Source organism: Collinsella sp. AM15-2 (genome assembly GCF_003471985.1).
In the GTDB taxonomy this organism is placed as follows: domain Bacteria; phylum Actinomycetota; class Coriobacteriia; order Coriobacteriales; family Coriobacteriaceae; genus Collinsella.
Genome location: NZ_QRKO01000021.1, coordinates 18,692 through 40,648 on the forward strand (window position 1 = coordinate 18,692; position 21,957 = coordinate 40,648).

Annotated in this window: 23 protein-coding genes; 3 read left to right on the forward strand and 20 right to left on the reverse strand. The window is 62.3% G+C overall.

The window, feature by feature from the left end; translation table 11 throughout:
- Positions 1-272: 272 nt before the first annotated feature.
- The 3 genes from DW171_RS08480 (at position 273) to DW171_RS08490 (ending at position 5,290) form a co-directional block, all read left to right on the forward strand.
- The gene (locus DW171_RS08480; RefSeq protein ID WP_118270945.1) at positions 273-3,839 is read left to right on the forward strand and encodes an ATP-binding cassette domain-containing protein; all 3,567 of its coding nucleotides are present in this window, start codon (positions 273-275) and stop codon (positions 3,837-3,839) included.
- Entirely contained in the window at positions 3,839-4,258 is a 420-nt protein-coding gene (locus DW171_RS08485; RefSeq protein ID WP_118270946.1) for a nitrous oxide-stimulated promoter family protein, read from the forward strand. Before DW171_RS08480 ends, DW171_RS08485 begins: the two co-directional genes overlap by 1 nt.
- A gap of 120 nt (positions 4,259-4,378) precedes the next feature.
- Positions 4,379-5,290 carry a PHP domain-containing protein gene (locus DW171_RS08490; RefSeq protein WP_118270947.1) on the forward strand — a complete coding sequence of 304 codons (912 nt, stop codon included), beginning with the start codon at positions 4,379-4,381 and terminating at the stop codon, positions 5,288-5,290.
- A 29-nt stretch (positions 5,291-5,319) separates the two neighbouring features.
- Here the strand turns inward: DW171_RS08490 and hisE are convergent, their stop codons facing one another.
- The 20 genes from hisE to DW171_RS08590 form a co-directional block, all read right to left on the reverse strand.
- Complete coding sequence (hisE, locus tag DW171_RS08495) at positions 5,320-5,637, reverse strand: phosphoribosyl-ATP diphosphatase (protein WP_117583614.1); 318 nt, start codon at positions 5,635-5,637, stop codon at positions 5,320-5,322.
- A 15-nt stretch (positions 5,638-5,652) separates the two neighbouring features.
- Positions 5,653-5,880 (reverse strand): hypothetical protein, encoded by a 228-nt coding sequence (locus tag DW171_RS08500; RefSeq protein ID WP_118270948.1) that lies wholly within the window; start codon positions 5,878-5,880, stop codon positions 5,653-5,655.
- Positions 5,877-6,218, reverse strand: coding sequence for a phosphoribosyl-AMP cyclohydrolase (gene hisI / locus DW171_RS08505; protein WP_118270949.1), 342 nt, complete (start codon positions 6,216-6,218; stop codon positions 5,877-5,879). Before hisI ends, DW171_RS08500 begins: the two co-directional genes overlap by 4 nt.
- A 147-nt stretch (positions 6,219-6,365) precedes the next feature.
- Entirely contained in the window at positions 6,366-7,148 is a 783-nt protein-coding gene (hisF, locus tag DW171_RS08510; RefSeq protein ID WP_118270950.1) for an imidazole glycerol phosphate synthase subunit HisF, read from the reverse strand.
- A 3-nt stretch (positions 7,149-7,151) separates the two neighbouring features.
- A complete protein-coding gene (locus DW171_RS08515) occupies positions 7,152-7,895 on the reverse strand; it encodes a HisA/HisF-related TIM barrel protein (RefSeq protein ID WP_118270951.1) in 744 nt (247 codons plus the stop codon).
- Complete coding sequence (hisH, locus tag DW171_RS08520; protein ID WP_233539142.1) at positions 7,892-8,593, reverse strand: imidazole glycerol phosphate synthase subunit HisH; 702 nt, start codon at positions 8,591-8,593, stop codon at positions 7,892-7,894. The genes DW171_RS08515 and hisH overlap by 4 nt, the downstream gene beginning before the upstream one ends.
- 79 nt (positions 8,594-8,672) lie before the next feature.
- Complete coding sequence (hisB, locus tag DW171_RS08525) at positions 8,673-9,260, reverse strand: imidazoleglycerol-phosphate dehydratase HisB (RefSeq protein WP_118270953.1); 588 nt, start codon at positions 9,258-9,260, stop codon at positions 8,673-8,675.
- Positions 9,261-10,376 carry a histidinol-phosphate transaminase gene (hisC, locus tag DW171_RS08530; RefSeq protein WP_118270954.1) on the reverse strand — a complete coding sequence of 372 codons (1,116 nt, stop codon included), beginning with the start codon at positions 10,374-10,376 and terminating at the stop codon, positions 9,261-9,263.
- A 1-nt stretch (position 10,377) separates the two neighbouring features.
- Positions 10,378-11,814: a histidinol dehydrogenase gene (hisD, locus tag DW171_RS08535; RefSeq protein WP_118270955.1), complete on the reverse strand. Its 1,437-nt coding sequence runs from the start codon at positions 11,812-11,814 to the stop codon at positions 10,378-10,380.
- Between the two features lie 105 nt (positions 11,815-11,919).
- The gene (hisG, locus tag DW171_RS08540) at positions 11,920-13,635 is read right to left on the reverse strand and encodes an ATP phosphoribosyltransferase (protein ID WP_118270956.1); all 1,716 of its coding nucleotides are present in this window, start codon (positions 13,633-13,635) and stop codon (positions 11,920-11,922) included.
- 169 nt (positions 13,636-13,804) lie between these two features.
- The gene (locus DW171_RS08545) at positions 13,805-14,641 is read right to left on the reverse strand and encodes a sugar phosphate isomerase/epimerase (RefSeq protein ID WP_118270957.1); all 837 of its coding nucleotides are present in this window, start codon (positions 14,639-14,641) and stop codon (positions 13,805-13,807) included.
- A gap of 83 nt (positions 14,642-14,724) precedes the next feature.
- A complete protein-coding gene (locus DW171_RS08550) occupies positions 14,725-15,561 on the reverse strand; it encodes a PTS system mannose/fructose/sorbose family transporter subunit IID (RefSeq protein WP_118270958.1) in 837 nt (278 codons plus the stop codon).
- Positions 15,551-16,342 carry a PTS sugar transporter subunit IIC gene (locus tag DW171_RS08555; protein ID WP_117757611.1) on the reverse strand — a complete coding sequence of 264 codons (792 nt, stop codon included), beginning with the start codon at positions 16,340-16,342 and terminating at the stop codon, positions 15,551-15,553. Before DW171_RS08555 ends, DW171_RS08550 begins: the two co-directional genes overlap by 11 nt.
- A gap of 8 nt (positions 16,343-16,350) precedes the next feature.
- The gene (locus DW171_RS08560) at positions 16,351-16,821 is read right to left on the reverse strand and encodes a PTS sugar transporter subunit IIB (protein ID WP_099432278.1); all 471 of its coding nucleotides are present in this window, start codon (positions 16,819-16,821) and stop codon (positions 16,351-16,353) included.
- Between the two features lie 16 nt (positions 16,822-16,837).
- Positions 16,838-17,254, reverse strand: coding sequence for a PTS sugar transporter subunit IIA (locus tag DW171_RS08565; RefSeq protein WP_117637123.1), 417 nt, complete (start codon positions 17,252-17,254; stop codon positions 16,838-16,840).
- Positions 17,255-17,341: 87 nt separating this feature from the next.
- A complete protein-coding gene (locus DW171_RS08570; RefSeq protein ID WP_118270959.1) occupies positions 17,342-18,403 on the reverse strand; it encodes an SIS domain-containing protein in 1,062 nt (353 codons plus the stop codon).
- Positions 18,404-18,463: 60 nt separating this feature from the next.
- Positions 18,464-19,579 carry an SIS domain-containing protein gene (locus DW171_RS08575; protein ID WP_118270960.1) on the reverse strand — a complete coding sequence of 372 codons (1,116 nt, stop codon included), beginning with the start codon at positions 19,577-19,579 and terminating at the stop codon, positions 18,464-18,466.
- A gap of 194 nt (positions 19,580-19,773) precedes the next feature.
- Positions 19,774-20,487: a GntR family transcriptional regulator gene (locus DW171_RS08580; RefSeq protein WP_117638248.1), complete on the reverse strand. Its 714-nt coding sequence runs from the start codon at positions 20,485-20,487 to the stop codon at positions 19,774-19,776.
- A complete protein-coding gene (locus DW171_RS08585) occupies positions 20,472-21,239 on the reverse strand; it encodes a GntR family transcriptional regulator (protein ID WP_117638247.1) in 768 nt (255 codons plus the stop codon). The genes DW171_RS08580 and DW171_RS08585 overlap by 16 nt, the downstream gene beginning before the upstream one ends.
- 38 nt (positions 21,240-21,277) lie before the next feature.
- Positions 21,278-21,766 (reverse strand): hypothetical protein, encoded by a 489-nt coding sequence (locus tag DW171_RS08590; RefSeq protein ID WP_117638246.1) that lies wholly within the window; start codon positions 21,764-21,766, stop codon positions 21,278-21,280.
- Positions 21,767-21,957 lie beyond the last annotated feature (191 nt).

Sequence of the window (21,957 nt, forward strand, 5' to 3'; positions counted from 1 at the left end):
GTACATCAGCCTCCAAACATGTCATTTCTTGTCGGTTTTGGAGGCTGACGTACACGTTTTGGAGCGGGGCCGCACACGATCAGAATCGCGCCCGCACTCCGTCCACCATAAAGTTCGCTGCACTCAACAATTTTGAACTTTCTACGCAGTTCATCGGCCAAAAAATAACCCTCGGCATACTTACCCGCTGCACGATGCTACTCTAGTTGCATTTGGCTAACTAAGCGGCTGCCGAGGACCCAGCCCGGCACCGTTACGGCATAGGAGGTTTCATGTTCGAGAAGCGGCTCTTCTCCCTGGTTCCGCAGGCAACGCCCCACATTATGGCAAGCGTCCTGTTTAAGTGGATCGCGCTCATGGCAAACATCACGGTGATGTGGGTGCTTGCGCGCATCTTGGGCGGCATCGTCACGGACGGTCTTTCCGCCGCGCTCGCCGTCGACGCCCTCGCGCAGGCGGCCCTGCCGCTCGCCGCCGCCATCATCGTGCGCGCCGCCTCCATCTACCTGGCCCAACGCGCCGGCGACAAAGCCGCGTTCGAGGCCGTCCGCCGCGTGCGCTCGCTCGTCTACGACAAGCTCACCGCACTCGGCCCCTCCTACACCGAAACCGTCCCCACGGCCGAGGCCGTCCAGACCAGCGTCGAGGGCGCCACGCAACTCCAGGTGTACTTTGGCGGTTACCTGCCGCAGCTCTTCTTTGCCGGCTTGGCACCCATCACGCTGTTTGTGCTACTCGTGGGCCAGGCGGGTCTTCCCGCCGCGCTGCTGCTCGCCTGCGTTCCGGTCATCCCCGTCTCCATCATGATGGTCATGCGCAACGCCAAAAAGATCGGTGCCGAGTACTGGGGCAGCTATGTCGATGTGGGCGGCATGTTCCTGGAGGCCGTGCAGGGTCTCACCACCCTTAAGGTCTACCAGGCCGATCGCAGCTGGCACGAGCGCATCAACGCCGAGTCCGAGCGTTTCCGCACAGCGACCATGCGCCTGCTGGTGATGCAGCTGCGCTCCATTTGCGTCATGGACCTGGTCGTCTATATGGGCGCCGCGCTCGGCATTATCGTAGCCGCGCTGCAGCTCACCACGGGCAAGATCGGCTTTGAGTCTGCCTTCCTCATCGTCTTTCTGTCGCAGGAGTTCTTTTTGCCCATGCGCCGCCTGGGATCGCTGTTCCACACGGCCATGAACGGCATGGCCGCCTCGCGCCGCATGTTTGGCATTTTGGATACGCCCGAGCCCGAGCGCGGCGATGTTGAGCTTGACGGTCGCGGCGATATCGAGCTCGCGGGCGTGAGCTATGCATACGGCGACCGCACGGTGCTGGACAGCGCCAGCGCGACCATTGCGCACGGCTCGCTCGTGGCACTCGTGGGCGAAAGCGGCGGCGGCAAGTCCACACTCGCGGGGATTATCGCGGGCCGCAAGGGTGCCTACCGTGGCAGCGTTCGCATTGGCGGCGTCGAGCTGCGCGATGCCACGGCCGCCTCACTCATGCGCGCCGTCACCCTGGTGCCCACCAACGGCTACCTGTTTGCCGGCACCCTGCGCGACAACCTGCTGCTCGCCCAGCCCAACGCCACCGATACCGAGCTTTTGCGCGCGCTCGACCGCACGCGCGTGGCGGCCTTTGTGCAGGCCAACGGCGGGCTCGACATGGTGATTAACGAGGGCGGCACCAACCTTTCGGGCGGCCAGCGCCAGCGCGTGTGCATGGCCCGCGCCCTGCTGCATGACTCGCCGATCTATGTGTTTGACGAGGCTACGAGCAACGTCGATGCCGCAAGCGAGGCCGCGATCGGCGAGGTCATCGCATCGCTTGCCGGCGAGCACACTGTAATTGTGGTGGCGCACCGCCTGTCGACGATCGTAGACGCCGATCAGATCCTGGTGCTGGAGCGTGGCCGTATTGCCGAGCGCGGGACTCACGGCGAGCTCTTGGCCACCGCGGGCGTCTATGCACGCATGTGGGATAGCCAGGAGCAGCTCTCGGCATATGCGTATGCGGAGGATGATGCCGAGGATGCTGGCGCGGATGAGGCTGTTGACGGCAGCGCCGCCTGTACCGATGGCCTCAACGGTGCTGGTTCGTCTTCCGCTGCCGCGGCGCCTGACTCCGGCCGCGCCCGTCGCTCGGCGCCGTCCATCATGTGGCGCATGATGGGGCTCGTCCGACCGCTTGCCGGCTGGCTTGTTTTGGCCGTTACCCTGGGCAGCATTGGCATGCTCACCGCCGCGTTCGTGCCGGCCTTTGGCGCCCTTGGTCTTATGGCCGCGCTGGGCCGGAACGCCTTGGGGCTTGGTCTTATCGCAGCATGCGCGGCCTGTGCCGCCTGCGGCATCGCACGCGGGCCGCTCCACTACGGCGAGCAGCTCTGCAACCATTACATCGCATTCCGTCTGCTCGCACACATTCGCGACCTGGTGTTTGGCGCCCTGCGCCAGCTCGCCCCCGCCAAGCTCGAGGGCCGCGGCAAGGGTGAGCTCGTGAGCCTGGTCACCTCGGATATTGAGCTGCTCGAGGTCTTCTACGCGCACACCATCTCGCCCATTGCCATAGCTCTGGTCTGCACCGTTGTGTTTGAGGGCTTTTTGCTGGCTGTGAGCCCCGAGCTCGCGAGCATCGCGCTCGTGGCCTACGCGGTCCTGGGCGTGCTGCTGCCCCTGATCTCGGCCAAGGCATGCGGCACCACCGGCCGCCAGAGCCGCGAGGGCGCGGGCAAGCTGGGTGCCTTTGTGCTCGACAGTCTGCGCGGCGCATCCGAGACTATCCAGTTTGCCGGTGGCGCCGATCGTAGCCGTGCCCTGGGCAAGCTGACCGAGCAAGTCGGCGCCGTGGACGCGCGCCTCAAGCGCCGCCAAGCGGCCAGTGAGGCCGTAGCCGATGCGCTTATTCTTGCGGCCAATCTGGTGATGCTCGGACGTGCGCTGCAGCTGGTGGCTGCGGGAACGATTGACTTTGCCGCAGCGTTTGTCGCCGTCTTTACCTTTGTGTCGTCGTTTGGCTCGGTGATGGCCGTGAGCCGCCTGGGCGCCTCACTGCAGGAGACGCTCGCCTCGGGCGCGCGCGTGCTCGATTTGCTCGACGAGCAGCCCCAGTGCGCCGAGGTCTCCGACGGGCAGGACGTTGGGTTTGCCGGCGCCGCAGCCGAGCATGTGAGCTTTAGCTATGCGAGCGGCGTGGACGCGGGCGGTGCCGACACCACAGAGCAGGCCGCGAACAACCCCGCCTCGAGTCTCATCCTCGACGACGTGACCTGCACCTTTGCGCCCGGCACCATGACCTGCATCATGGGACGCTCGGGCTCGGGCAAGTCGACGCTGCTTAAGCTGCTCATGCGCTTTTGGGACCCCGCAGCCGGCACCATCACGGTGAGCGGCGTCGATGCCCGCCACATCAACACGGCGAGCCTGCGCAGCCACGAGGCCTATATGACCCAGGACACGCATCTGTTCTGCGGCACCGTACGCGAGAACCTGCTGGTCGCGCACGCCAACGCCACCGATGCCGAGCTGCTCGACGCTTGCCGCTCCGCCTCACTCACCACGCTCATCGACCGTCTGCCGCAGGGACTCGACACGCCCGTTGCCGAGCTGGGCGACTCGCTTTCGGGCGGCGAGCGCCAGCGCATCGGCCTTGCGCGCATCTTCCTCAACGACGCACCCTTCATCTTGCTCGACGAACCCACCAGCGCGCTCGATGCCCTCAACGAGGCGTCCGTGATGCAGGCGATCGACGAGCTCAAGCGTCGCGGCAAGACCATTGTGCTGGTAAGCCACCGTGCCAGCACCTGCGCGTTTGCCGATTTCTCGCTTTCGGTCGAGCACGGGAGGCTGAGCTAATGGCGCGCCAGGTCGACACACCGGAGCTGGCACGCAAACGTGAGCGCGAGGCCCAAATGGTGTCGCAGATGATTGCGCTGTGGTGTCGTGGACATCATGGCAGCGAGCATGCGGTCAAACAGGCTGGCGACGATGAGCCCGTGCGCGTGAAGCTCGGACTCCGAACCATTACGCTCTGCCCCGAATGCGCCGAGCTGCAGAAATACGCCGTCGCGCGCATTGGGCACTGCCCCCACATGGGCACCAAGACATTTTGCTCGGCCTGTCCTTCGCATTGTTACCGGTCTGCCATGCGCGAGAAGATCCGCGAGGTCATGCGCTGGTCGGGACCACGTATGATCCGCTATCGCCCCATCACCGCCGTGCGGCACGCGATGGTAACAGTGCAGGCCAAACGCGTGGCGGCACGAAGCAAGTAGTCGCCGGCGCCGGCACGCGCCGCCTGTCCTTTCCCGTCGATTTCGGCCCCCGGTGCGCTCGTCTCATCGGGGGCCGCGCCGTTACAATGGAGCGGATTCACCAAATGCAAAGGAGTCGCCATGCCCGCCTGCCCTCTGGTCGATTGCCACACCCATACTTCGTTTTCGGATGGCCATGCCTCGTTTGAGGACAACGTCCGTGCCGCTGCTGCGGCAGGCTGCCGCGTCATGGTCTCGACTGACCACCTCACCCTGCCCGCCAGCATGGACGCCAACTGCGAAGTGCAAGTTGTCGAGGGCGACCTGACGGCGCATCGCCTGGCATTTGAGGACGCCCGCAAGCTCGCCGCGCAAATCGCGCCGGAGCTCGCCTTTATCTACGGTTTTGAATGCGATTGGTACGAGGGTTGCGAGCCCTTGGTGGAGCGCTGGTCCGCTGGTGCCGTAGTGCGCTTGGGCAGTGTGCACTGGATTGGCGATCCGGGCGATATCATGGCCGGCGCTGCGGGCACGGCAGGGACAGAGGACGTCGCGCGCCCCGATACGCCCGACTCACGCTGCGGCTGGATCGACGACGATACCAACCTGCATGTTTGGGAAAACCAGGGCGTGCGCGGCGTATGGGGGCGCTACGTCGACGACTGGTGCCGCGCCTGCGAAAGCTCACTCAACTTTGACGTGATGGCCCACCCCGACCTGGTCATGCGCTTTTCGAAGGAAGGCTTTGCACCCGACTTTGACCCCGCTCCGTTTTGGGGGCAGATGGCCGAGTGCGCTCACGACACTGGTCGCCGTGTCGAGGTCTCGACCGCCGCGCCGCGCAAGGGCCTCGACGACTATTACCCCTCGACGGGGCTTTTGCGTTGCTTCGCCCACGCCGAGGTGCCGATTACTTTTGGCTCGGACGCACACCGCGCCTGCGACATCTGCTGGAATATCCGCGAGGCCCAGACCCACGCCTACGACTGCGGCTACCGAACCTTCGATATCCCCCACCCCACCGGCGAATGGGAATCCACGCCCCTCGCCTAAGACTAGCCGTTAGGGACGTTCTTAAACGACTAGTGGCGGCGGGCGTTGAGCTCGCCGGCCAGTTCGTCGAGGGTGATGCCGTAGCGCTCGAGCGTCACGAGTAGGTGGTAGATCAGGTCGCCGGCCTCGTAGCGGATGTGATCGTGATCGTTATCCTTGCAGGCCATGATCACCTCACTCGCCTCCTCGGCAAGCTTCTTGAGCAGCTCGTCCTCGACGTCGGTCAGCAGGCGGGCGGTATAGCTCTCCTGCGGCGATGCGTCACGACGACCGTGAATCACCTCGGCCAGTCCCGTCAGCGTCTCGCCGATGTTTCCCGGCTGCACGTTAGCTGTTCTGACTCCCATGGTTATTTCCTCTCGTTACTGCAGCGTAAAGTAGGTACCGGTCTCATCGAACCGAGGCTTTGCGCCCTTTTTCTCAAAGAACTCGACGATAACGGCATGGGCCTCATCGAGCCTTTCCTTCTCGGCCTCGAGCCAAAGCGACTGCGCCCCGCAGGCATCGGTCAGGTGCACGCGGCACGGCACGCCCGCGCGGAGGAGCTCGGCGTTGCAGTCGGCAACTTCGAACGGCGTCACGACCTTCATCGCGCTCCCCCTTCCACGCGCTTAAAGAAGCAGGTACGGTTGCCGGTATGGCAGGCCGGGCCGGGCGAGTCGACCTTGACCAGCAGCGTATCGTTATCGCAGTCGGCCCAGAGCTCGCGGACCTCCTGCATGTTGCCGCTCGTCGCGCCCTTGCTCCAGAGCTCCTGGCGGCTGCGGCTCCAAAACCACGTGGTGCCGGTCTTAAGCGTAAGCCCCACCGACTCCTCGTTCATCCAAGCAACCATAAGCACCTCGCCGGTGTCATATTGCTGAACCACACAAGGAATCAGCCCGTTGGCGTCATATTTAAGATCAGCAGCTTCTACTACCTCAGTCATCATTTCTCCCAAGTCATAAACGAAACCCCACAGGTCGGCGAGGGCTGTCCAGGCGCCGCAGGTTGCCGCGAAAGAGGAGCGACGCGTACTTTGGTACGCGAGCGACGGTTTGAACGGCAAGATGCGGTGCCTGGGCAAGCCGCAGCACTAGAAGTCCAACCTCACAGGGATACCCTGCGACGCCATATACTCCTTCACCTGGCGAATGCTGAAGGTTCCAAAGTGAAAGACGCTCGCCGCCAGCACAGCATCGGCCTCGCCCTCGATCACACCCTCGGCAAAATGCTCGAGCGTGCCCACGCCACCGCTCGCGATGACGGGAATCGGTACCGCGCGGGCCACAGCACGGGTGAGCGCCAGGTCAAAGCCGGCCTTGGTGCCGTCGCGATCCATGCTGGTCAGTAGGATTTCGCCGGCGCCACGACGAACCGCCTCCTCGGCCCACGCCACCGCGTCGATACCCGTAGCGTTGCGGCCGCCCGCCGTAAAGACCTCCCACTTATCGGCGCCCGGCTCCCCGGGCAGCCCCACGCGCTTGGCATCAATCGCCACGACCACGGCCTGGCTGCCAAACGCCGCGGCAGCCTGGCTAATCAGCGACGGGTCGCGTACGGCCGCCGAGTTGAGCGACACCTTGTCGGCACCGGCTGCAACCATGGTGCGCATGCCCGCCAGGTCGCGAAAGCCGCCGCCCACGGTATAGGGAATGGCGAGCTCCTCGGCCGCGTGCGCCGCCATCTCGATAGTCGTCGCGCGGTTGTCACTCGTGGCGGTAATGTCCAGGAAAACAACCTCGTCCGCACCCTCGCGGTCGTAGGCACGTGCCAGCTCCACCGGATCGCCCGCATCGCGCAGACTCACAAAGTTGACGCCCTTGACCACACGGCCGTCCTTGACGTCTAGGCAGGGAATTACGCGTTTGGTAAGCATGGGCTACTCCTCCCCTCGGGCGGCGACCAGCGCCTGGGCCAGCGTAAAGTTGCCTTCGTAGAGTGCACGGCCGGTAATAGCGCCTTCAATCGCGCCCTCACCCACCGCGGCCAGCGCGCGGATGTCATCGAGCGTCGAGATGCCACCCGAAGCCACGACGGGAAAGCCCGCGACCTCGGCCACATGGCGATACACCGCCACATCGATGCCCGTCTGCATGCCATCACGCGCGATATCGGTATACACCAGATGCTTAAAGCCCAGCTCGGAAAGCTGCGCCACGGCATCGTCGAGCGCCACGCCCACGCCGTCGCGCCAGCCGTTCACCTTAACCTGGCCGTCACGGGCGGCAATATCTGCCACCAGCAGCTCGCCAAAGCCTTGGGCCGCCACCTCGGCAAAACCCGGCTCGGTCACCAGTACGGTGCCCAGTGCGATACGGCGTGCCCCGAAGCCAGCCAGCTCGTCGATGCGCGCGAGCGAGCGGACGCCGCCGCCCACGTCCACGGACAGGCCGTCGACGCCGCAGATAGCCTTAATCGCCGCCGAGTTGGCAGCGCACGCGTCCTCGTCCTCGCCAAAGGCGGCGGACAGGTCGACGACGTGCACCCAGCTTGCGCCCTGCTCGGCAAACGAGCGGGCAACGGCCATGGGGTCGTCGGAATATACCTTGCAGCGGCTACGGTCGCCGCGCTCCAGGCGCACGACCTTGCCGTCGATCAGATCGATTGCGGGAAACAGGATCATCGGCCAAACTCCTCGACGATGTTGACGAAGTTCTTAAGGATGCGCTGACCCAGCGCGGAGGATTTCTCGGGATGGAACTGGCAGCCCCACACGTTGCCATGGTGCACAATGCATGGGAAGCTCCGCGTATAGTGTGCGCGCGCCAGCACATCGGCGGCATCGGCGTCGTCGGCCACCGCGTAGCTGTGGGTGAAGTACATGTTGGCGCCCTCGGCAAAACCGGCAAGCAGCGGATCGGCCGCACCGGCGGGCGTCATGTGCACCTGGTCCCAGCCCACGTGCGGCACCTTCAGGCGACTCGACTCCAGGCGCGTACACGAACCGCGCATGATGCCCAGGCCATCGACCCAGGGGCCGTCAGCCTGCTCGGGGGCGTTACCGTCGGCGACCACGCCCTCGTCCGCAGGCACGCCCTCGTTGCCGCGCTCAAAAAACAGCTGAAGGCCCAGGCAGATGCCGAGCAGCGGAGTTCCGGCGGCAACGGCATCGAGCACCGCGTCCGCCTCGCCGCTCTGACGCATAAAGGCGATCGCGTCATAGAACGCGCCCACGCCCGGGATGACCAGGCCGTCCGCGTTGCGGATCTGCTCCGGATCGTCCGACGTGCAGGCGGCGGCACCGGCGCGCGCAAGCCCGCGCACGACGCTCGACAAGTTACCCTTGTGGTAGTCGACCACCACGATCTTCGGTTCGCCCACGCGACCCCTCCACTTCTCATCATCCAAAACCACCACGAAGAGGACAGGCATCTTCGTGGTGGTTTTACCCTTGTGACGGTTACAGCGAGCCCTTGGTGCTGGGGATGCCCTGCACGCGGGGATCGAGCTCGCAGGCGTGGCGCATCGTGCGGCCCACGGCCTTAAAGGCGGCCTCGATAATGTGATGTGAGTTGCCGCCCGCCAGCTCGCGCACATGCAGCGTGAGCTTGGCGTCGCGCGCAAAGGCGTAGAAGAACTCTACGGTCAGCTCGGTATCGAAACTGCCCACGCGCTCAGTCGGCACGGGCAGCTCGCAGTAGGCCTGCCCGCGACCCGAAATGTCCACGGCGGCCATCACGAGCGTCTCGTCCATGGCGATCGCCGCATCGGCAAAGCGCGTAATGCCCGCCTTGTCACCCAGCGCTTGGCAGAATGCCTCGCCCAGCACAATGCCCGTGTCCTCGACGGTGTGGTGTGCGTCGACCTCCACATCGCCCACCGCGTGCACCGTCAAATCGAACAGGCCATGACGACCAAAGGCGTTGAGCATGTGGTCGAAAAACGGCACTCCGGTCGAGATATCGCACACGCCGCTTCCATCCAAGTCGAGCTTGACGACAATATCGGTCTCCCCCGTCTTACGGGTTACTTCGGCATAACGGCCCATCTACATCTCCTCCTTCACCAGCGCGGCAAACGCAGCCAGCACCTCATCGTTTTCCTGCGGGGTACCCACGGTAATGCGAAGACAGTCCGCGAGCCCCGGCGCATAGCTAAAATCGCGCACCAAAATCGAATACTCATCGCGCAGACGCTCGCGCCCGCGCGTGGCATGCGGCGTGCGCACGAGCACAAAGTTGGCCGCGCTCGGCCACGCCTCCACGGGCAGACCCTCGGCAGCCATCGCGCGCAGGGCGCACAGCTCGCGCTCGCGCTCAGATGCGACCTGTGCCACCACGGGCGCGTACGCGTTGCGGGCACGCACGCAGGCAAGTGCCGCCGCCTGGCTCAGCACGTTGACCGAATAAATCTGGCGAATCGCCGCGAACACCTCGATAACCTCGGGCGCCGCGATCACGTAGCCCAAGCGCGTACCGGCGGCGCCAAACGCCTTGGACAGCGTGTGCAGAATCACCAGGTTGGGATGCTCGGCGATAAGGCCTTGCGCCGTGGTGGCCGCGCCAAACGAATCGTCGGCAAACTCAACGTAGGCCTCGTCGACCATGACCATGCCGGGACACGCATCGCACAGGGCCGCGACAAAGTCGAGCGGCGCCACGTCGCCCGTGGGATTGTTGGGCGAGGTCACGATCGCCAGGCTGCACTCGGGCGCCGCCGCAAGCACGGCTGCCTGGTCGAGCTCAAAGCTCGCCGGGTCGCGCCACACGTCACGCACCTCGGTCTGGCACAGAGACGCAAAGAAGGCATACTCGCTAAAGCACGGCGGGCAGTTGAGCAGGGTTCTCCCCGCGCCGCCAAACGCCAGCAGATAGTTATAGAGCAGCTCGTCGCCGCCGTTTCCCACGCAGATGTTCTCGCGCGTCACGCCATGCCAGGCAGCAAGCTCGTCGCGCAGGTCGTTCGACATGGGATCGGGATAGCGGTTGAGCGGCGTGGCAACCAGGGCCGCGTCGACCGCCTCGCGCACGCCGGCCGGCACGGGATAGGTGTTCTCGTTGGCCGAAAGGTTGATGCGCGTAGGCGTAAAGTTGGGATCGTAGGGCTCGATACCGGCCAAGTAGGGCTGGACGAGCTCCTTCATGCGGGGCGTCAGCTCGGCCATATTAGGCCTCCTCGACGACCGCGCCAACAGCACCGCCCGCAGCCGCCGCCAGGTCCACGCCCTCGGCAACCGTCGCCACGGCGTCGCCTGGCCAGGCAACCTTAGTCATGTCGGCCGCCGTCAGCGACTCGGCGCTCACGGCATCTTCGCCCTGCTCCAACATGCGGCGGCGCAGCGCAGCCGAAAGCGCGTGCGCCCACAGACCCTCGGCCTCGGCCAGGCGCTGTGTTGCGGGAGCGTCGGAGAGCAAGCCCTCGGGTGTATAGCAAATGACGCTCGAGCGCTTGACGAACTCTTCGACCGAAAGCGGGTTAGAGAACATGGCGGTGCCGCCGGTCGGCAGCGTGTGGTTGGGGCCGGCGACGTAATCGCCGAGCGGCTCGGAGCTCCAGGCGCCCACAAAGATGGCGCCGGCGTTGCGAATGCCGCCGAGCAGGCCCATCGCATCCTTGCAGTGCAGCTCAAGGTGCTCGGGCGCCACGGTGTTCACGGCCTCGACGGCAGCGGCCATGTCGGCGGCCACTACGATAGTGCCCTCGTTATCGAGCGAGGCGCGCGTGATCTCGGCGCGCGGCGACTGCGCCACTAGAATATCGATGCCCGCCTCGACCTCGCGCGCAAACTGCTCGTCGCAGGTCACCAGGTAGCAGGCAGCCAGCGGATCGTGCTCGGCCTGCGCCATCAGGTCGGCAGCAACCACCATGGGCTTGGCCGTGGCATCGGCCAGCACGCAGACCTCGGAGGGGCCGGCGACCATGTCGATACCCACGTCGCCCGAGACAATCTGCTTGGCCGCAGCGACAAAGGCGTTGCCCGGGCCGGTGATCTTGTCGACGCGCGGAATGGTCTCGGTGCCGTACGCCAGCGCGGCCACGGCCTGGGCGCCGCCCACCATATAGATCTCGTCTACGCCGCCGAGCTTGGCCGCGGCGAGCGTATAAGGGCTGATCAGGCCGTCCTTTTGCGGCGGCGTCACCATGACCACGCGCTTGACGCCGGCCACCTTGGCGGGAATGGCGTTCATGAGCACGGTGGAGGGATACTGCGCGCGACCGCCCGGCACGTAGATGCCGGCCGCGGCGAGCGGGGTCACTTTGACGCCGAGCATCGTGCCGTCCGGGCGCGTGGTAAACCAGCTCTGCTCGACCTCGCGCTGGTGAAACTCGCGAATCTGGCGCGCGGCCTTCTCGAGCGCGGCGACAAAGGCAGGATCGAGGCCCTCGAGCGCGGCGTCAATCTGCTCTTGCGGCAGACGAAAGCTCTGCAGCTCGACACCGTCAAAACGCTGGCAGTAATCGCGCACCGCAGCATCGCCGTTGGCGCGCACGTTGGCCACGATATCGCGGGCGGCGTCGACGATGTTTTGCGGCAGCACGCCCTTGCGGTTGAGCTGCTTGGTAACGAGACGCTCGCCGGGAGCAAGTTTGATGGTCTTCATATCGGTATCCCCTATCGGTCGAGGTTGCGTTTGAAAAACGAGATGCCGGGCAGCGGCACCAATCGGTCCGCAGCCCGGATATGGGGGCGCCCGTGCGCGCTCGCGCTATTGTGCCGAGCCCGCGACGGGCTCAAAATGCTTGTCCTTAACAGCAGCTGCCAAGCGATCGGCCAAGTTGCGCACGCGCGGATCCAGGCGCGCGGCACCCGGATTGACGAAGAAGCGGGCCGTGCAGTCCATAATGCGGCCGGTGATGACCAAGTCGTTGTCGCGCAGGGTGGCGCCCGTCGCGGTAATATCCACGATGCGATCGGTCATGCCGACGATGGGGCCCAGCTCGATGTTACCGTGCAGCGAAACGATATCGACGTTCACGCCGCGCTCGGCATACCAGGCGCTCGCGATGCGCGGGTACTTGGTGGCCACGCGAAGCGACCCGCGGCGGGCATAGTTGCGCTCGGCCTGGCCGGCGCGCCACGCGGGCTCCGCCTCGATAAAGGTGCACAGGCCGTAGCCCAGATCGACCAGCTGCAGCAGGTTGAGGTCGGCCTCGATAAGCGAGTCCCAACCGCAGATGCCGCAGTCGGCACCGCCGCAGCCCACAAAGGCGGGCGCGTCGCTGGGTCGCACGATGACAAACTCGATATCGCCGACCGCACCCTCGCCAGCACGCGTGTCGCGGCCGCGCACGATCAGGTGGCGGCCGGGATCGCGCAGCTCGGAAACGTCCAGGCCCGCGGCCTCGAGCACGTCGAGCGTGTCGGCCTTAAGCGAGCCCTTGGGCACGGCGATGCGCAGCGGGCCCTCGGCGCCACGGCCCGCGGCATGATCGCCGTCCGAAGCAGCGTCCTCGGCCGAGGTACGCGCGGCCTCCAGGCGCTCGAGCGAAAAGGCGAAGCCCGCCGCCGGCACCTCGATGCCGTCGCCAAATGCGCCGGTAAAGATGGAGTCGTAGCGTCCACCCGAACCAACAGGATCGGGCAGGCCGCCGGCATAGGCCTTAAAGACCAGGCCCGTGTAGTAATCAAACGAGTTCATGATGGAGAAGTCGAAGGACAGCACCTGGGCGTCCTCGGGTGCCAGACCCTCGACCAGGGCACGCAGCTCGCGCGTCAGCGGCGCGGCGATACCGGCAGCTTCCAGCAGCGCGTCCACACGGTCAAGCACCTCGGCGCCGCCGTGCAAGCGCGGCAGCTCGCTAATGGCGGCCTTGACGGCCTCGGACTCAGCGCTTGCCGCCACGCGGGCATCGAGGCCCACAAAGTCATTGGCGTGCACGCAGCGCAGGGCCTCGGCAGCCAGCTCGCGATTCTCGCACGCCGCGAGCAGCTCCTTAAAAGGACGCACGCTGCCCGCGATAATGCGCGCATCGGGCAACGCCAGTTTGCGCACGGCCTCGGCTACCAGCGAGACAATCTCGACATCGCCCGCGGCGTCGCCCGCGCCGATGAGCTCAAAGCCCAGCTGCGTAAACTGACGCGAGCCGCCGGCATTGCGCTGGCACTCGCGAACCACCGGCGCCTCGTAGCGCAGGCGCAGCGGCAGATCGGCCGCGCGCATGCGGGTCGAAACCAAGCGCACGATCGGCAACGTGTTGTCGGGACGAACCACCAGCAAACGCCCGTCATCGTCAAAGAGTTTAAACGGCGTGTCCGCAATGCGGCCACCTTCCTCGAGCGAACCCTTATCCTCGAGCAGCGGCGTTTCAACCGGCAGATAATGATGCTCCCTAAAGCAGCCCTTCACCGTACATGCGATCTCCTCGCGCGCCTGAGCCTCCTCGGGCAATATGTCCCGGAATCCCCACGGTGTGGCCGTCATCTGGTGAGCCTCCTCATGCTGTGCTTCGTATAGAACAGAAGACCGGCATAGCTCCGCCGGTCTTCTGGGTACTTTAGCATACTAGAGTGCTTGCGGGGGAAATCCGTCGCAGCAGCTCACGCCGTATTCATTTGGAAACATGGGGCAGATTGCCGCAGCCCAACCCCACCTAGGCGCCAATCGCACGACGATACTCTGCCATTACCTGCGCATCGGCAGCTGCGGGGTCGGCAAAATAGCGCCCGTCATAGGTCTCGGCCGAAACAACTCCGCGATAGCCGCGCGCCACCAGCCTATCCAGGTCAGCGCGCATATCGCGGTCGCCGTCACCCCAGGCAAGATGCGTCGTGCCATCTGCCGCAACATCGACAAAATGCACGTGGGCGACATCATCGCCAAGCAGATCGAAGTAATCGTCGATGGTATCCCCCGCCACCGCCATGGCGCCCATATCCAGACATGCCTTAAGTGCCGGATGATCAACTGCCTCGATCATGTGCTTCGTATCGGCCGCCGAGTTCACGATCATCGACTCAACCGGCTGTAGGGCTTCGAGCACCAGTCGCACGCCGCGTTCTCCCGCATGCTCGGCAATCGCACGCAGCATCGAGGCGCTGCGACCCCACGCGTCCTCGATCGGCTCGTTCAAAAATGCCCAGCCGCTCGAGACCATGACCTGCTCGGCTCCAAGTTCTGCCGCGATATCCACAACGTTCTTAAAGTACGCGAACGTGCGGGCACGCGCCTCATTCCCACGCGCCGCGATATTCCACGGCTTGGGGTTGTTCTGCTCGGGACAAAGTCCCACAATCCGAACTCCATACCGCTGCGACAGCTCCCGCACCTGCTCGAGCGAATCGTATCCATGGCAATCGACATACAGATGCATCGCCCCGGTCCAAAGCTCGCAACACGTGTAGCCCGAGGCCGCTGCCGAGGAAAAGAATTCCTCAAGGTCAAAATAGCGATGGCTGATATTCATGACGGCAAGCTGTGGATACTCCATCCTGTCCACCTTTCGGCAAAAGGGCGCCGCAGCACAGTGTGCGCGACGCCCCCTCTTACATTGTTTTAATTATGACGGATGCCCTACTGAACACCAAGCACTCCAAAGAACGCGCCGGCGATACTCACGAGTAGGATCACGAGCATGATGAGCAGCGGATTCATCTTCTTCTTGAGCATGAGATAGACGATTCCAAACAGCCCCATCGTGACAAAGCCCGGGAAGATTCCATTGAGCAGCTCGGCGAGCGTCTGAGCGCCATCGCCCGCGCCGACCATGAGCGGAATGTCCACGGTGACCATCTCCATGGTCATAGCTCCGATCACCATGGCGCCCATGATAGAGGCCATCTTGACGATCGTGTCCATAATGCCCGATTCCTGGACCTTGCTGATCATGTCCGAGCCAAAGCGATATCCCACAAACGTCAGCAGGTAACGGATGATGTAGTGAGGGACGTTGAACACGAGCAGGAACAAAATCGGGCCAAGAATAGAGCCCTGCAGCGCCAGCGACGTGCCGACACCCGTTGCCAAAATTCGCAGTGTGCCCCAGTAGAAGGCATCGCCCACGCCGGACAGCGGTCCCATCAAAGCAAGCTTGACATTAGAGATCGCGCTCGTGTCAAAGCTATCGTCAGTAGCGTTGACCTCTTCCATTGCGGCAGCAATGGACATGGGGAGCGTCGAGATGTACGGCGTGACGTTATAGAGCTCCATATGGCGCTTAAGGGCGGCCTTAAAGTCCGCATCCTGCGGATACAGCTTGCGCAGGATCGGCATAAGGGCCCACATAAAGCCGATATGGCCCATACGCTCGTAGTTCCAGGAATGCTCATAGGGAATCGAGCGCCAGAACAGTTTCTTAAGGTCTGCGCGGGAAATCAGCCCGTCGAAAGAAGACTCAAACTTAAAACTCATCGAACCCACTCCCAATCGCAGGATCCTCGGTTGCCACTGCGGGCTGCTCCGCCTTTTTCTTGTCACCCAAAACCGTCATCGCGACGACGATGATCGCGGCAAAAATCGCCACGCCCGTCGTGCTAATGCCAAAGTAGGCGACGAGGAAGAAGCCAGCGAAGAAGAACGGAGCCACTGTTTTGTTCATAATCATCTGCGCCAGCATCGCAAAGCCGAGTGCGGGCAAGAAGGCGGCGGCGACATCCATGCCGGTCTGAACGAAATCGGGGATGATGTTGAGCAGGCTGGCGACGGCATCGGCGCCAAAGAAGAATGCCAGGGGAATAATCAGCAGGCCGCACCAGCTCTGCGCATAACCCGCGATAAGCATGTTGCGCGTGATGGCCTTGGTGTCTCCGTCCTCGACGTTTTTGTCGATACGGTGCACCAGCAGCAGCATCACCGGCTGGCCCAGGGCGGTATCGAGCGCCAGGACGATCGTTGCGATGGGAATGCCCAGGGTCAGGGCCGCCGAAGCGTCCGCACCGGCCTGCATGGCAAGCGATACGCCCAGGATAGTGCCGGAAATCGTATCGGGCGGGTTATACGCACCGACCGAGATGGCGCCGACCATGGCAAGCTCCATCGTGGCGCCCATGATGGTGCCGGTCACCACATCGCCCATGACAAGGCCGACCAACGGTCCGAGCACAATGGGACGCTGAAGGTAACTCGTACCGGTCAGCCACTCGGAATAACCCAAAAGGGCGATCAGGAAAATCAGGATTGTCTTGATAACCATGACGGCCCCTAACCGATGACCTTCGCGGCGTCAGTCTTCGCATCTGCCGGAATCATCTGAATGAACAGCTCGTAGCCCTCGCCGAGCAGCTCTTTGACGTATGCCTCGTTTTCGGGCGTGAGAAATACGCTCGTCGAGACCTGGCGGGCATCCTCGCTAAAGGCAACATTGCCGAGGTTGATCTTCTTGACGCCCATCGCCTTGGCGACGGCACCGGCCTGCTGAATCGTCTCGCAAACCACGAAGAGCTTGTACTTGTCGGTCACACCGCTCTGAAGCGCCTTGACGGCATCCTCGGTGTTTTTGACGACGACCTTGCATCCCTCAGGCTTTGCAAGGGAAAGGGCCTGCAGGCGAAGCTTGTCATTGAGGACCGTGTCGCTCACCAACAGGATGCAGTCGGCACCCAGAGCCGAGGTCCAGCTAACGGCAACCTGGCCGTGAAGCAGTCGATAGTCCACGCGAATCATCTGAATCATGATGTGCTCCTAACGATTAAAACTCATCGAGTTCGGCCTGCCCCAGCAGGTCGTTGACGTACTTGACCTTAGTGTCGTCCGCCTCGACGATCTGGCGAATGGCCTCATCGATCGGGGTGGAGTCGGGCACGAACAGCAGCTGAATAAGGAGTGGCAGGTTCATATTGGTCACCAGGTGCGTGTTGGGGCGCGTCTGGACGATCTTGGTGAACTCGTTGTTGACGCTGCCGCCAAAGAGGTCGGTGCAAACTACGACCTCATCGTCCGCGGCAAAGCCGTCCAGAATCGCTGCGGCCTCCTTGACCAGGTCCTCGTTTCCGTCGACATACATAGACAGCGCATGGACGTTTTCGCGCTCGCCGGAGAGCAGGCCGATGCTCTCGACGATTCCAGACGCGAAGTGAGCATGGGACGCCACGATAAACTGCCTCATTCGATTCCCCTTTCTTGCGAATTTCGGCATAAAAATGCCCGGACGCATGCGCCCGGGCAGGGTGCTTCTTAAATGAGTGGTTAACTATTAGTAGTCGAACTGGTGATAGTAACGACGGTAGTTGAGGTTGTGCTTGGTGACCGTCTCGTAGTAGCGAGCCAGGCGGTCGGTGATCAGCGAGGAGAGAATCCACGGAGACACGATGACGCGGAACTCGTCGTCAAGGCCGGGGATCGCGAACTCGGCGGTATCGATGATGTTGATGTCGGTGTCGCCGGTCACGCCGCGGGTCAGGAACGCGCGGACGCGCTCGTCGAGCTTGCGGTTCTCGTCCTCGCCCATGAACAGGAACACGGGGACGCCGGGCTCCACGAGCTCGAGGGTGCCGTGGAAGAAGTCGGCCGAGGTGATGTAGCGGGTGCGCTTCCACTGCATCTCCTCGAGGATGCACATCGAGAACAGGATGGTCTCGCCCCACAGGGCGCCGGAGCCGATGAACATGGTGTAGGGGGCCAGGGCGTACTTCTTGGCGAGCTCCTCGGCGCGCGGCTCGAAGCTCTTGCGGATGTCGACCAGGTGGGTCCAAACATCCTTGGTCTGCTCAATAAACTTGTCGAACTGCGGGAAGCAGCCGAGGCGGTTGAGCAGGCGCAGGCCGAAGCAGTCGGCGAGGTAGTAGCCCATCTCGCAGCCGCCGTTACCATGATCGGAAGCCATCTTGACGCAGTTCTCGGCGCCGACAGCCTGGCCGATGGGGCCCTCGGGCTTGGTCATGGCGTAGACACGAATGCCCTTTTCCTTCATCTTCTTGACGGCCTCGAGGACCTCGGGGGTGGTGCCGGACTCGGAGGCGGTGAGCACGACGGACTTCTCGGTCATGCGCTTGTGGCCCATGACGTTCCACTCGGCGGCGTGGATCAGGTAGACCTCGAGGTCGCGGTCGCCGAACTTGTTCATGAGGTACTCGAGCTGCATGAGCTCGTCCCAGGTGCCGCCGACGCCCATCAGGAACACGGCGTCGTAGCCCTCGTCGGCGACCTTGTCGGCGAGTGCGGTCATCTTCTTGCCGGTCTCGTAGAGCGCCTTGCCGTCCTCGAGGTAGCCCTCCTGGTCGAAATGCATGATCTCGATCTTCTCGGTTTCCTTCATTTGCTTCTCCTTTCTGGGGTTGTCTCTACATCCCCCATGCCAACGGGCATCAAAGCCCGCTTACATTCCGTAACACTCGGCCGCTTTGGCCTTAAGCGCATTGACTGACTCTTCGTAGCCCTCTGCCTTGACCTCCATCTGTTTGGAGACGGCATCGAGATACGGGTGCACGTCCCATGACTTCAGACACTCGGCGATTATGGCCGCAATCGTCTGGAAGAACACAAGATTGGGAATTGCGCTGAGCAGCGGAGCCACCTGAGGCACCGCAACCTCGTGAGCCCTACCCCTGGGATGGGCCGTGAGCAGCACCGTTTTTGTCGTAACGTTCGATAGCGCATCGGCGATATTCGCAAGACGCTCCGACCCTTGCGGATCGTCGACGATAAACACCAGGTAGCCTGGGGTTATCTGCATCTCGGGACCGTGGACGAACTCCTCGCCCTCGTGATGCATGGCAGGGATCTTGATGGTCTCGCTCAGCTTGAGGGCCGCTTCTTCGGCAACGCCATAGTTGGGGCCGTTGCCGACGACCATGGCGGGCATGTGCTCAGAAAGCTCGAGCATGTGGTCTTGGACATACGCCTCGGCGATCTTGCACATCACGGCATTGGCCTGGATAGCCTCGCGCAGGTCGTCAAGACGCTGGGCAACGCCCTTGGCGTCAATCGTTCCGCGCGCCTGACCACAGTAAATACCAAAGAGCACCAGGTACTCAACGAGAACCTCGACGCCCAGAGTCACAAAGTCCACCGACTCGACACCCACACCGTAGTCAAGAACGATGTCAGCGTGCTCCTTGATGGGTGCCTCGACGTTTGCCGTGAGCGCAACTGCAGCCATATCGTGTGCGCGCATGTAATCGAGCGCCGCGATCGTATTGGTCGAATAGCCGCTCTGCGAAACGGCAATGTTGAGCGCATGCTGCGGATAGGTATGTTCAAAATCGACGAAGGCCTCGGGCGTCACAACGGACACCTGCATTTGCAGGGCATCTTGCAGGTAATCGCGGGCGCAATCGGCGGCATGGCGCGACGAACCCGAAGCAACGATGCGCAGCGCGTTAAAAGAACCGGACTGGAAAATATCAACGAGCTGCGCTACCAGCTCAGACGAACGCTCGAGGCTCTCTCCCATACGCACATGGGCAAGCTGAACGTAATCGAGCATCTTCATCGTCTCACCTCGTTACAAATCATTAGTATTTGATACCAATCACAGTTACAGGTTACGGCTTTTTGATACCTCTTTGTCGATTAATTTATCCCCATCGGCGAACGGTCGATTTTGAGCCATGTAAGGTCGTATATGCAGTCTGCTCAACAAATCAAAATTCCGTCAGCTTTTCAGCCCGTTATGCAAAAAACCAGCTAGTACGTATAGGTATATCCACCCGCATCACCGCGGTTAAACGACTTGACGTACTCGATCGCCTGGCCGCTCGCATCGAAGCTCACGCACTCAAGCGTCAAGGCAAGATCGCCCTGCTCCAGTCCAAGCAGGCCGGCATCTCGCGCGCCCAGCGCTTCGATATCGAGCTTTTCCTGTGCCATGACCGGCTTTCGGCCCAACATCTCATAGGTCTCGTACAAACTGAAGACCGACACGTCAATATCTTCGATTGTGGGAAACAGCAGGCACGGGATGAACGCCATCTCAATCGATACGGGATCGCCGTTGACGCAGTTCAAACGCCGAATCGAATACAGTAAATCGTCCTCGGCAATGCCAAACAGGTTGGCATAATATGGACCCGCATAACGCTTGGAACGCGCGAGGATGCGGACGGACGGCTCGCCGCCCGAAGCACGAACTGATTCGCGAAAGCCTCCCGTTCGCTCGTAGGCAACGGGCACTTTCTGTGCCACAAACGCGCCCTTTCCGCGGACGCGTCGAATCTGCCCACGCCGAACCAGCTCATCGACAGCGCTTCGGATGGTCAAGCGCGTCGTACCAAATTCCTCGGCGAGGTCTTTTTCGGACGGAATCATGGAACCCGTGGGATATATACCGCGCTCGATACGCTCCTCGATGCGGCGTCGAATGCGCATATAAACCGGGGTGGCATCTACTGTTTCAGCCATTGTTCACCTGCCACGCTCCTCATGCCGTTCTTCTCGCCGTTATCGGCAAAGCGGAACTTTGTGGGCAAAATCACCGATTTGCAATGCTCCACAAAACGCATGTCCTTATCAAATTCTATCGTGCTCTCATAGAACACCGGCGTTCCCTCTTCTTGCTGGAGCAACTCGGCCTCTTCGGCGTTCAAACGCGAGATGGAGATATGCTCACGTCCATGCTCAACGCGCACGCCGCCTTCTTTGAGCAAGACATCGTAAAGGCTCTCACACTCAAAATCGTGATCGGGAAGCGAGGGGCACAGGGACAGGTTAACGTGAGCCGTCTCAATTGACGCCGGCTCGCCCTCAATAAGTCGAACACGCTGCATGCGGAGCAAAGGAGCGCCTACAGCAACCCCAAGCTTGTCGGCAAGTGCCTCATCCGCCTCGATGGCCCCGGTGGAAACCAGACGAGAAGAGGGGTGCAGGCCGGCAGTCCGCACAGCATCGGAGAAGTTATACGTTTCCTGAAAGATATTGAGCGGTTTGGGAGGACACACATACGTACCCGATCCGCGACGGCTCTCGAGCGTTCCACACGAGATGAGCCGCGTGATACCGGCGCGCAACGCCGTACGCGAAACGCCAATCTCTTCGCACAGCACGCGCTCGGCCGGCAGGCGATCGCCGCCGGCAAGCTGATGGTGCTGGATATACCAAAGAATCCCCTCAACAGCACGATCTTTGGGGGGAATTGCATAAGATTCGCCTGCCATTGCACAGACTCCTCGTTCAGAAACGTATGTCGCCAAAATTAGGCCAGACCACCCATGGCATCAAATTCGGCCTTGATCTTCTCGGCGACATTCCGATACGACTTATACAGGCTTGAATCGCGTTTGACTTCATCGGTCATAACGGGAATCTCTAGTTTGGAAACCTCGTCTTTTCCCGTCTGAACCGCCACAACAACGCCCATACCAAGACACATATTACGCTTGGCTGCGTTCATTTTTGCCGCCTTAGCGGGATTTGCCAGAATACGCTGGGCAAATTCCTGTTTAGAGACCGCTTCATCGGCCTCCGGATCGCCCGCCTCGGCCACTTCGCACTGCAACACGTCCGCATAGGCAAAAATCTTCGGCTCGCCGCCGCGCTGATGTACGGCCCACTTGCGACGCGTGGCATCCTGGTAGATAGCCGGCAAAAACGTAAACCGCGGCGGGTCCAAAATCGTATCCGTGATGGTAAACACATCGGGATCAAAGGCATCCTGCGGGTTTTTCTTCTTGAACAGCCCCATATCAGCCTCTCCTACTAACATTTAACAACTCAAGCTGAATATAGCACCAATTTCAAGCCGCCACCTCACCCTATCGGTACGCGGCGTCTATGGCTCGCCCAGCGGAAGAGTTCACGGACGAGGGCCGGGGAGGCATACTTTGTTTTGAGAAGTGGGCTTCGCGAACTTCTCAAAACAAAGTATGCCTCCCC

Bases quoted from the DNA above. Each gene is read 5' to 3' on its own strand.
- DW171_RS08480 (WP_118270945.1), top strand. From the start codon at position 273: ATGTTCGAGAAGCGGCTCTTCTCCCTGGTTCCGCAGGCAACGCCCCAC.
- DW171_RS08485 (WP_118270946.1), top strand. From the start codon at position 3,839: ATGGCGCGCCAGGTCGACACACCGGAGCTGGCACGCAAACGTGAGCGC.
- DW171_RS08490 (WP_118270947.1), top strand. From the start codon at position 4,379: ATGCCCGCCTGCCCTCTGGTCGATTGCCACACCCATACTTCGTTTTCG.
- hisE (WP_117583614.1), bottom strand. From the start codon at position 5,637: ATGGGAGTCAGAACAGCTAACGTGCAGCCGGGAAACATCGGCGAGACG.
- DW171_RS08500 (WP_118270948.1), bottom strand. From the start codon at position 5,880: ATGAAGGTCGTGACGCCGTTCGAAGTTGCCGACTGCAACGCCGAGCTC.
- hisI (WP_118270949.1), bottom strand. From the start codon at position 6,218: ATGACTGAGGTAGTAGAAGCTGCTGATCTTAAATATGACGCCAACGGG.
- hisF (WP_118270950.1), bottom strand. From the start codon at position 7,148: ATGCTTACCAAACGCGTAATTCCCTGCCTAGACGTCAAGGACGGCCGT.
- DW171_RS08515 (WP_118270951.1), bottom strand. From the start codon at position 7,895: ATGATCCTGTTTCCCGCAATCGATCTGATCGACGGCAAGGTCGTGCGC.
- hisB (WP_118270953.1), bottom strand. From the start codon at position 9,260: ATGGGCCGTTATGCCGAAGTAACCCGTAAGACGGGGGAGACCGATATT.
- hisC (WP_118270954.1), bottom strand. From the start codon at position 10,376: ATGGCCGAGCTGACGCCCCGCATGAAGGAGCTCGTCCAGCCCTACTTG.
- hisD (WP_118270955.1), bottom strand. From the start codon at position 11,814: ATGAAGACCATCAAACTTGCTCCCGGCGAGCGTCTCGTTACCAAGCAG.
- hisG (WP_118270956.1), bottom strand. From the start codon at position 13,635: ATGACGGCCACACCGTGGGGATTCCGGGACATATTGCCCGAGGAGGCT.
- DW171_RS08545 (WP_118270957.1), bottom strand. From the start codon at position 14,641: ATGGAGTATCCACAGCTTGCCGTCATGAATATCAGCCATCGCTATTTT.
- DW171_RS08550 (WP_118270958.1), bottom strand. From the start codon at position 15,561: ATGAGTTTTAAGTTTGAGTCTTCTTTCGACGGGCTGATTTCCCGCGCA.
- DW171_RS08555 (WP_117757611.1), bottom strand. From the start codon at position 16,342: ATGGTTATCAAGACAATCCTGATTTTCCTGATCGCCCTTTTGGGTTAT.
- DW171_RS08560 (WP_099432278.1), bottom strand. From the start codon at position 16,821: ATGATTCAGATGATTCGCGTGGACTATCGACTGCTTCACGGCCAGGTT.
- DW171_RS08565 (WP_117637123.1), bottom strand. From the start codon at position 17,254: ATGAGGCAGTTTATCGTGGCGTCCCATGCTCACTTCGCGTCTGGAATC.
- DW171_RS08570 (WP_118270959.1), bottom strand. From the start codon at position 18,403: ATGAAGGAAACCGAGAAGATCGAGATCATGCATTTCGACCAGGAGGGC.
- DW171_RS08575 (WP_118270960.1), bottom strand. From the start codon at position 19,579: ATGAAGATGCTCGATTACGTTCAGCTTGCCCATGTGCGTATGGGAGAG.
- DW171_RS08580 (WP_117638248.1), bottom strand. From the start codon at position 20,487: ATGGCTGAAACAGTAGATGCCACCCCGGTTTATATGCGCATTCGACGC.
- DW171_RS08585 (WP_117638247.1), bottom strand. From the start codon at position 21,239: ATGGCAGGCGAATCTTATGCAATTCCCCCCAAAGATCGTGCTGTTGAG.
- DW171_RS08590 (WP_117638246.1), bottom strand. From the start codon at position 21,766: ATGGGGCTGTTCAAGAAGAAAAACCCGCAGGATGCCTTTGATCCCGAT.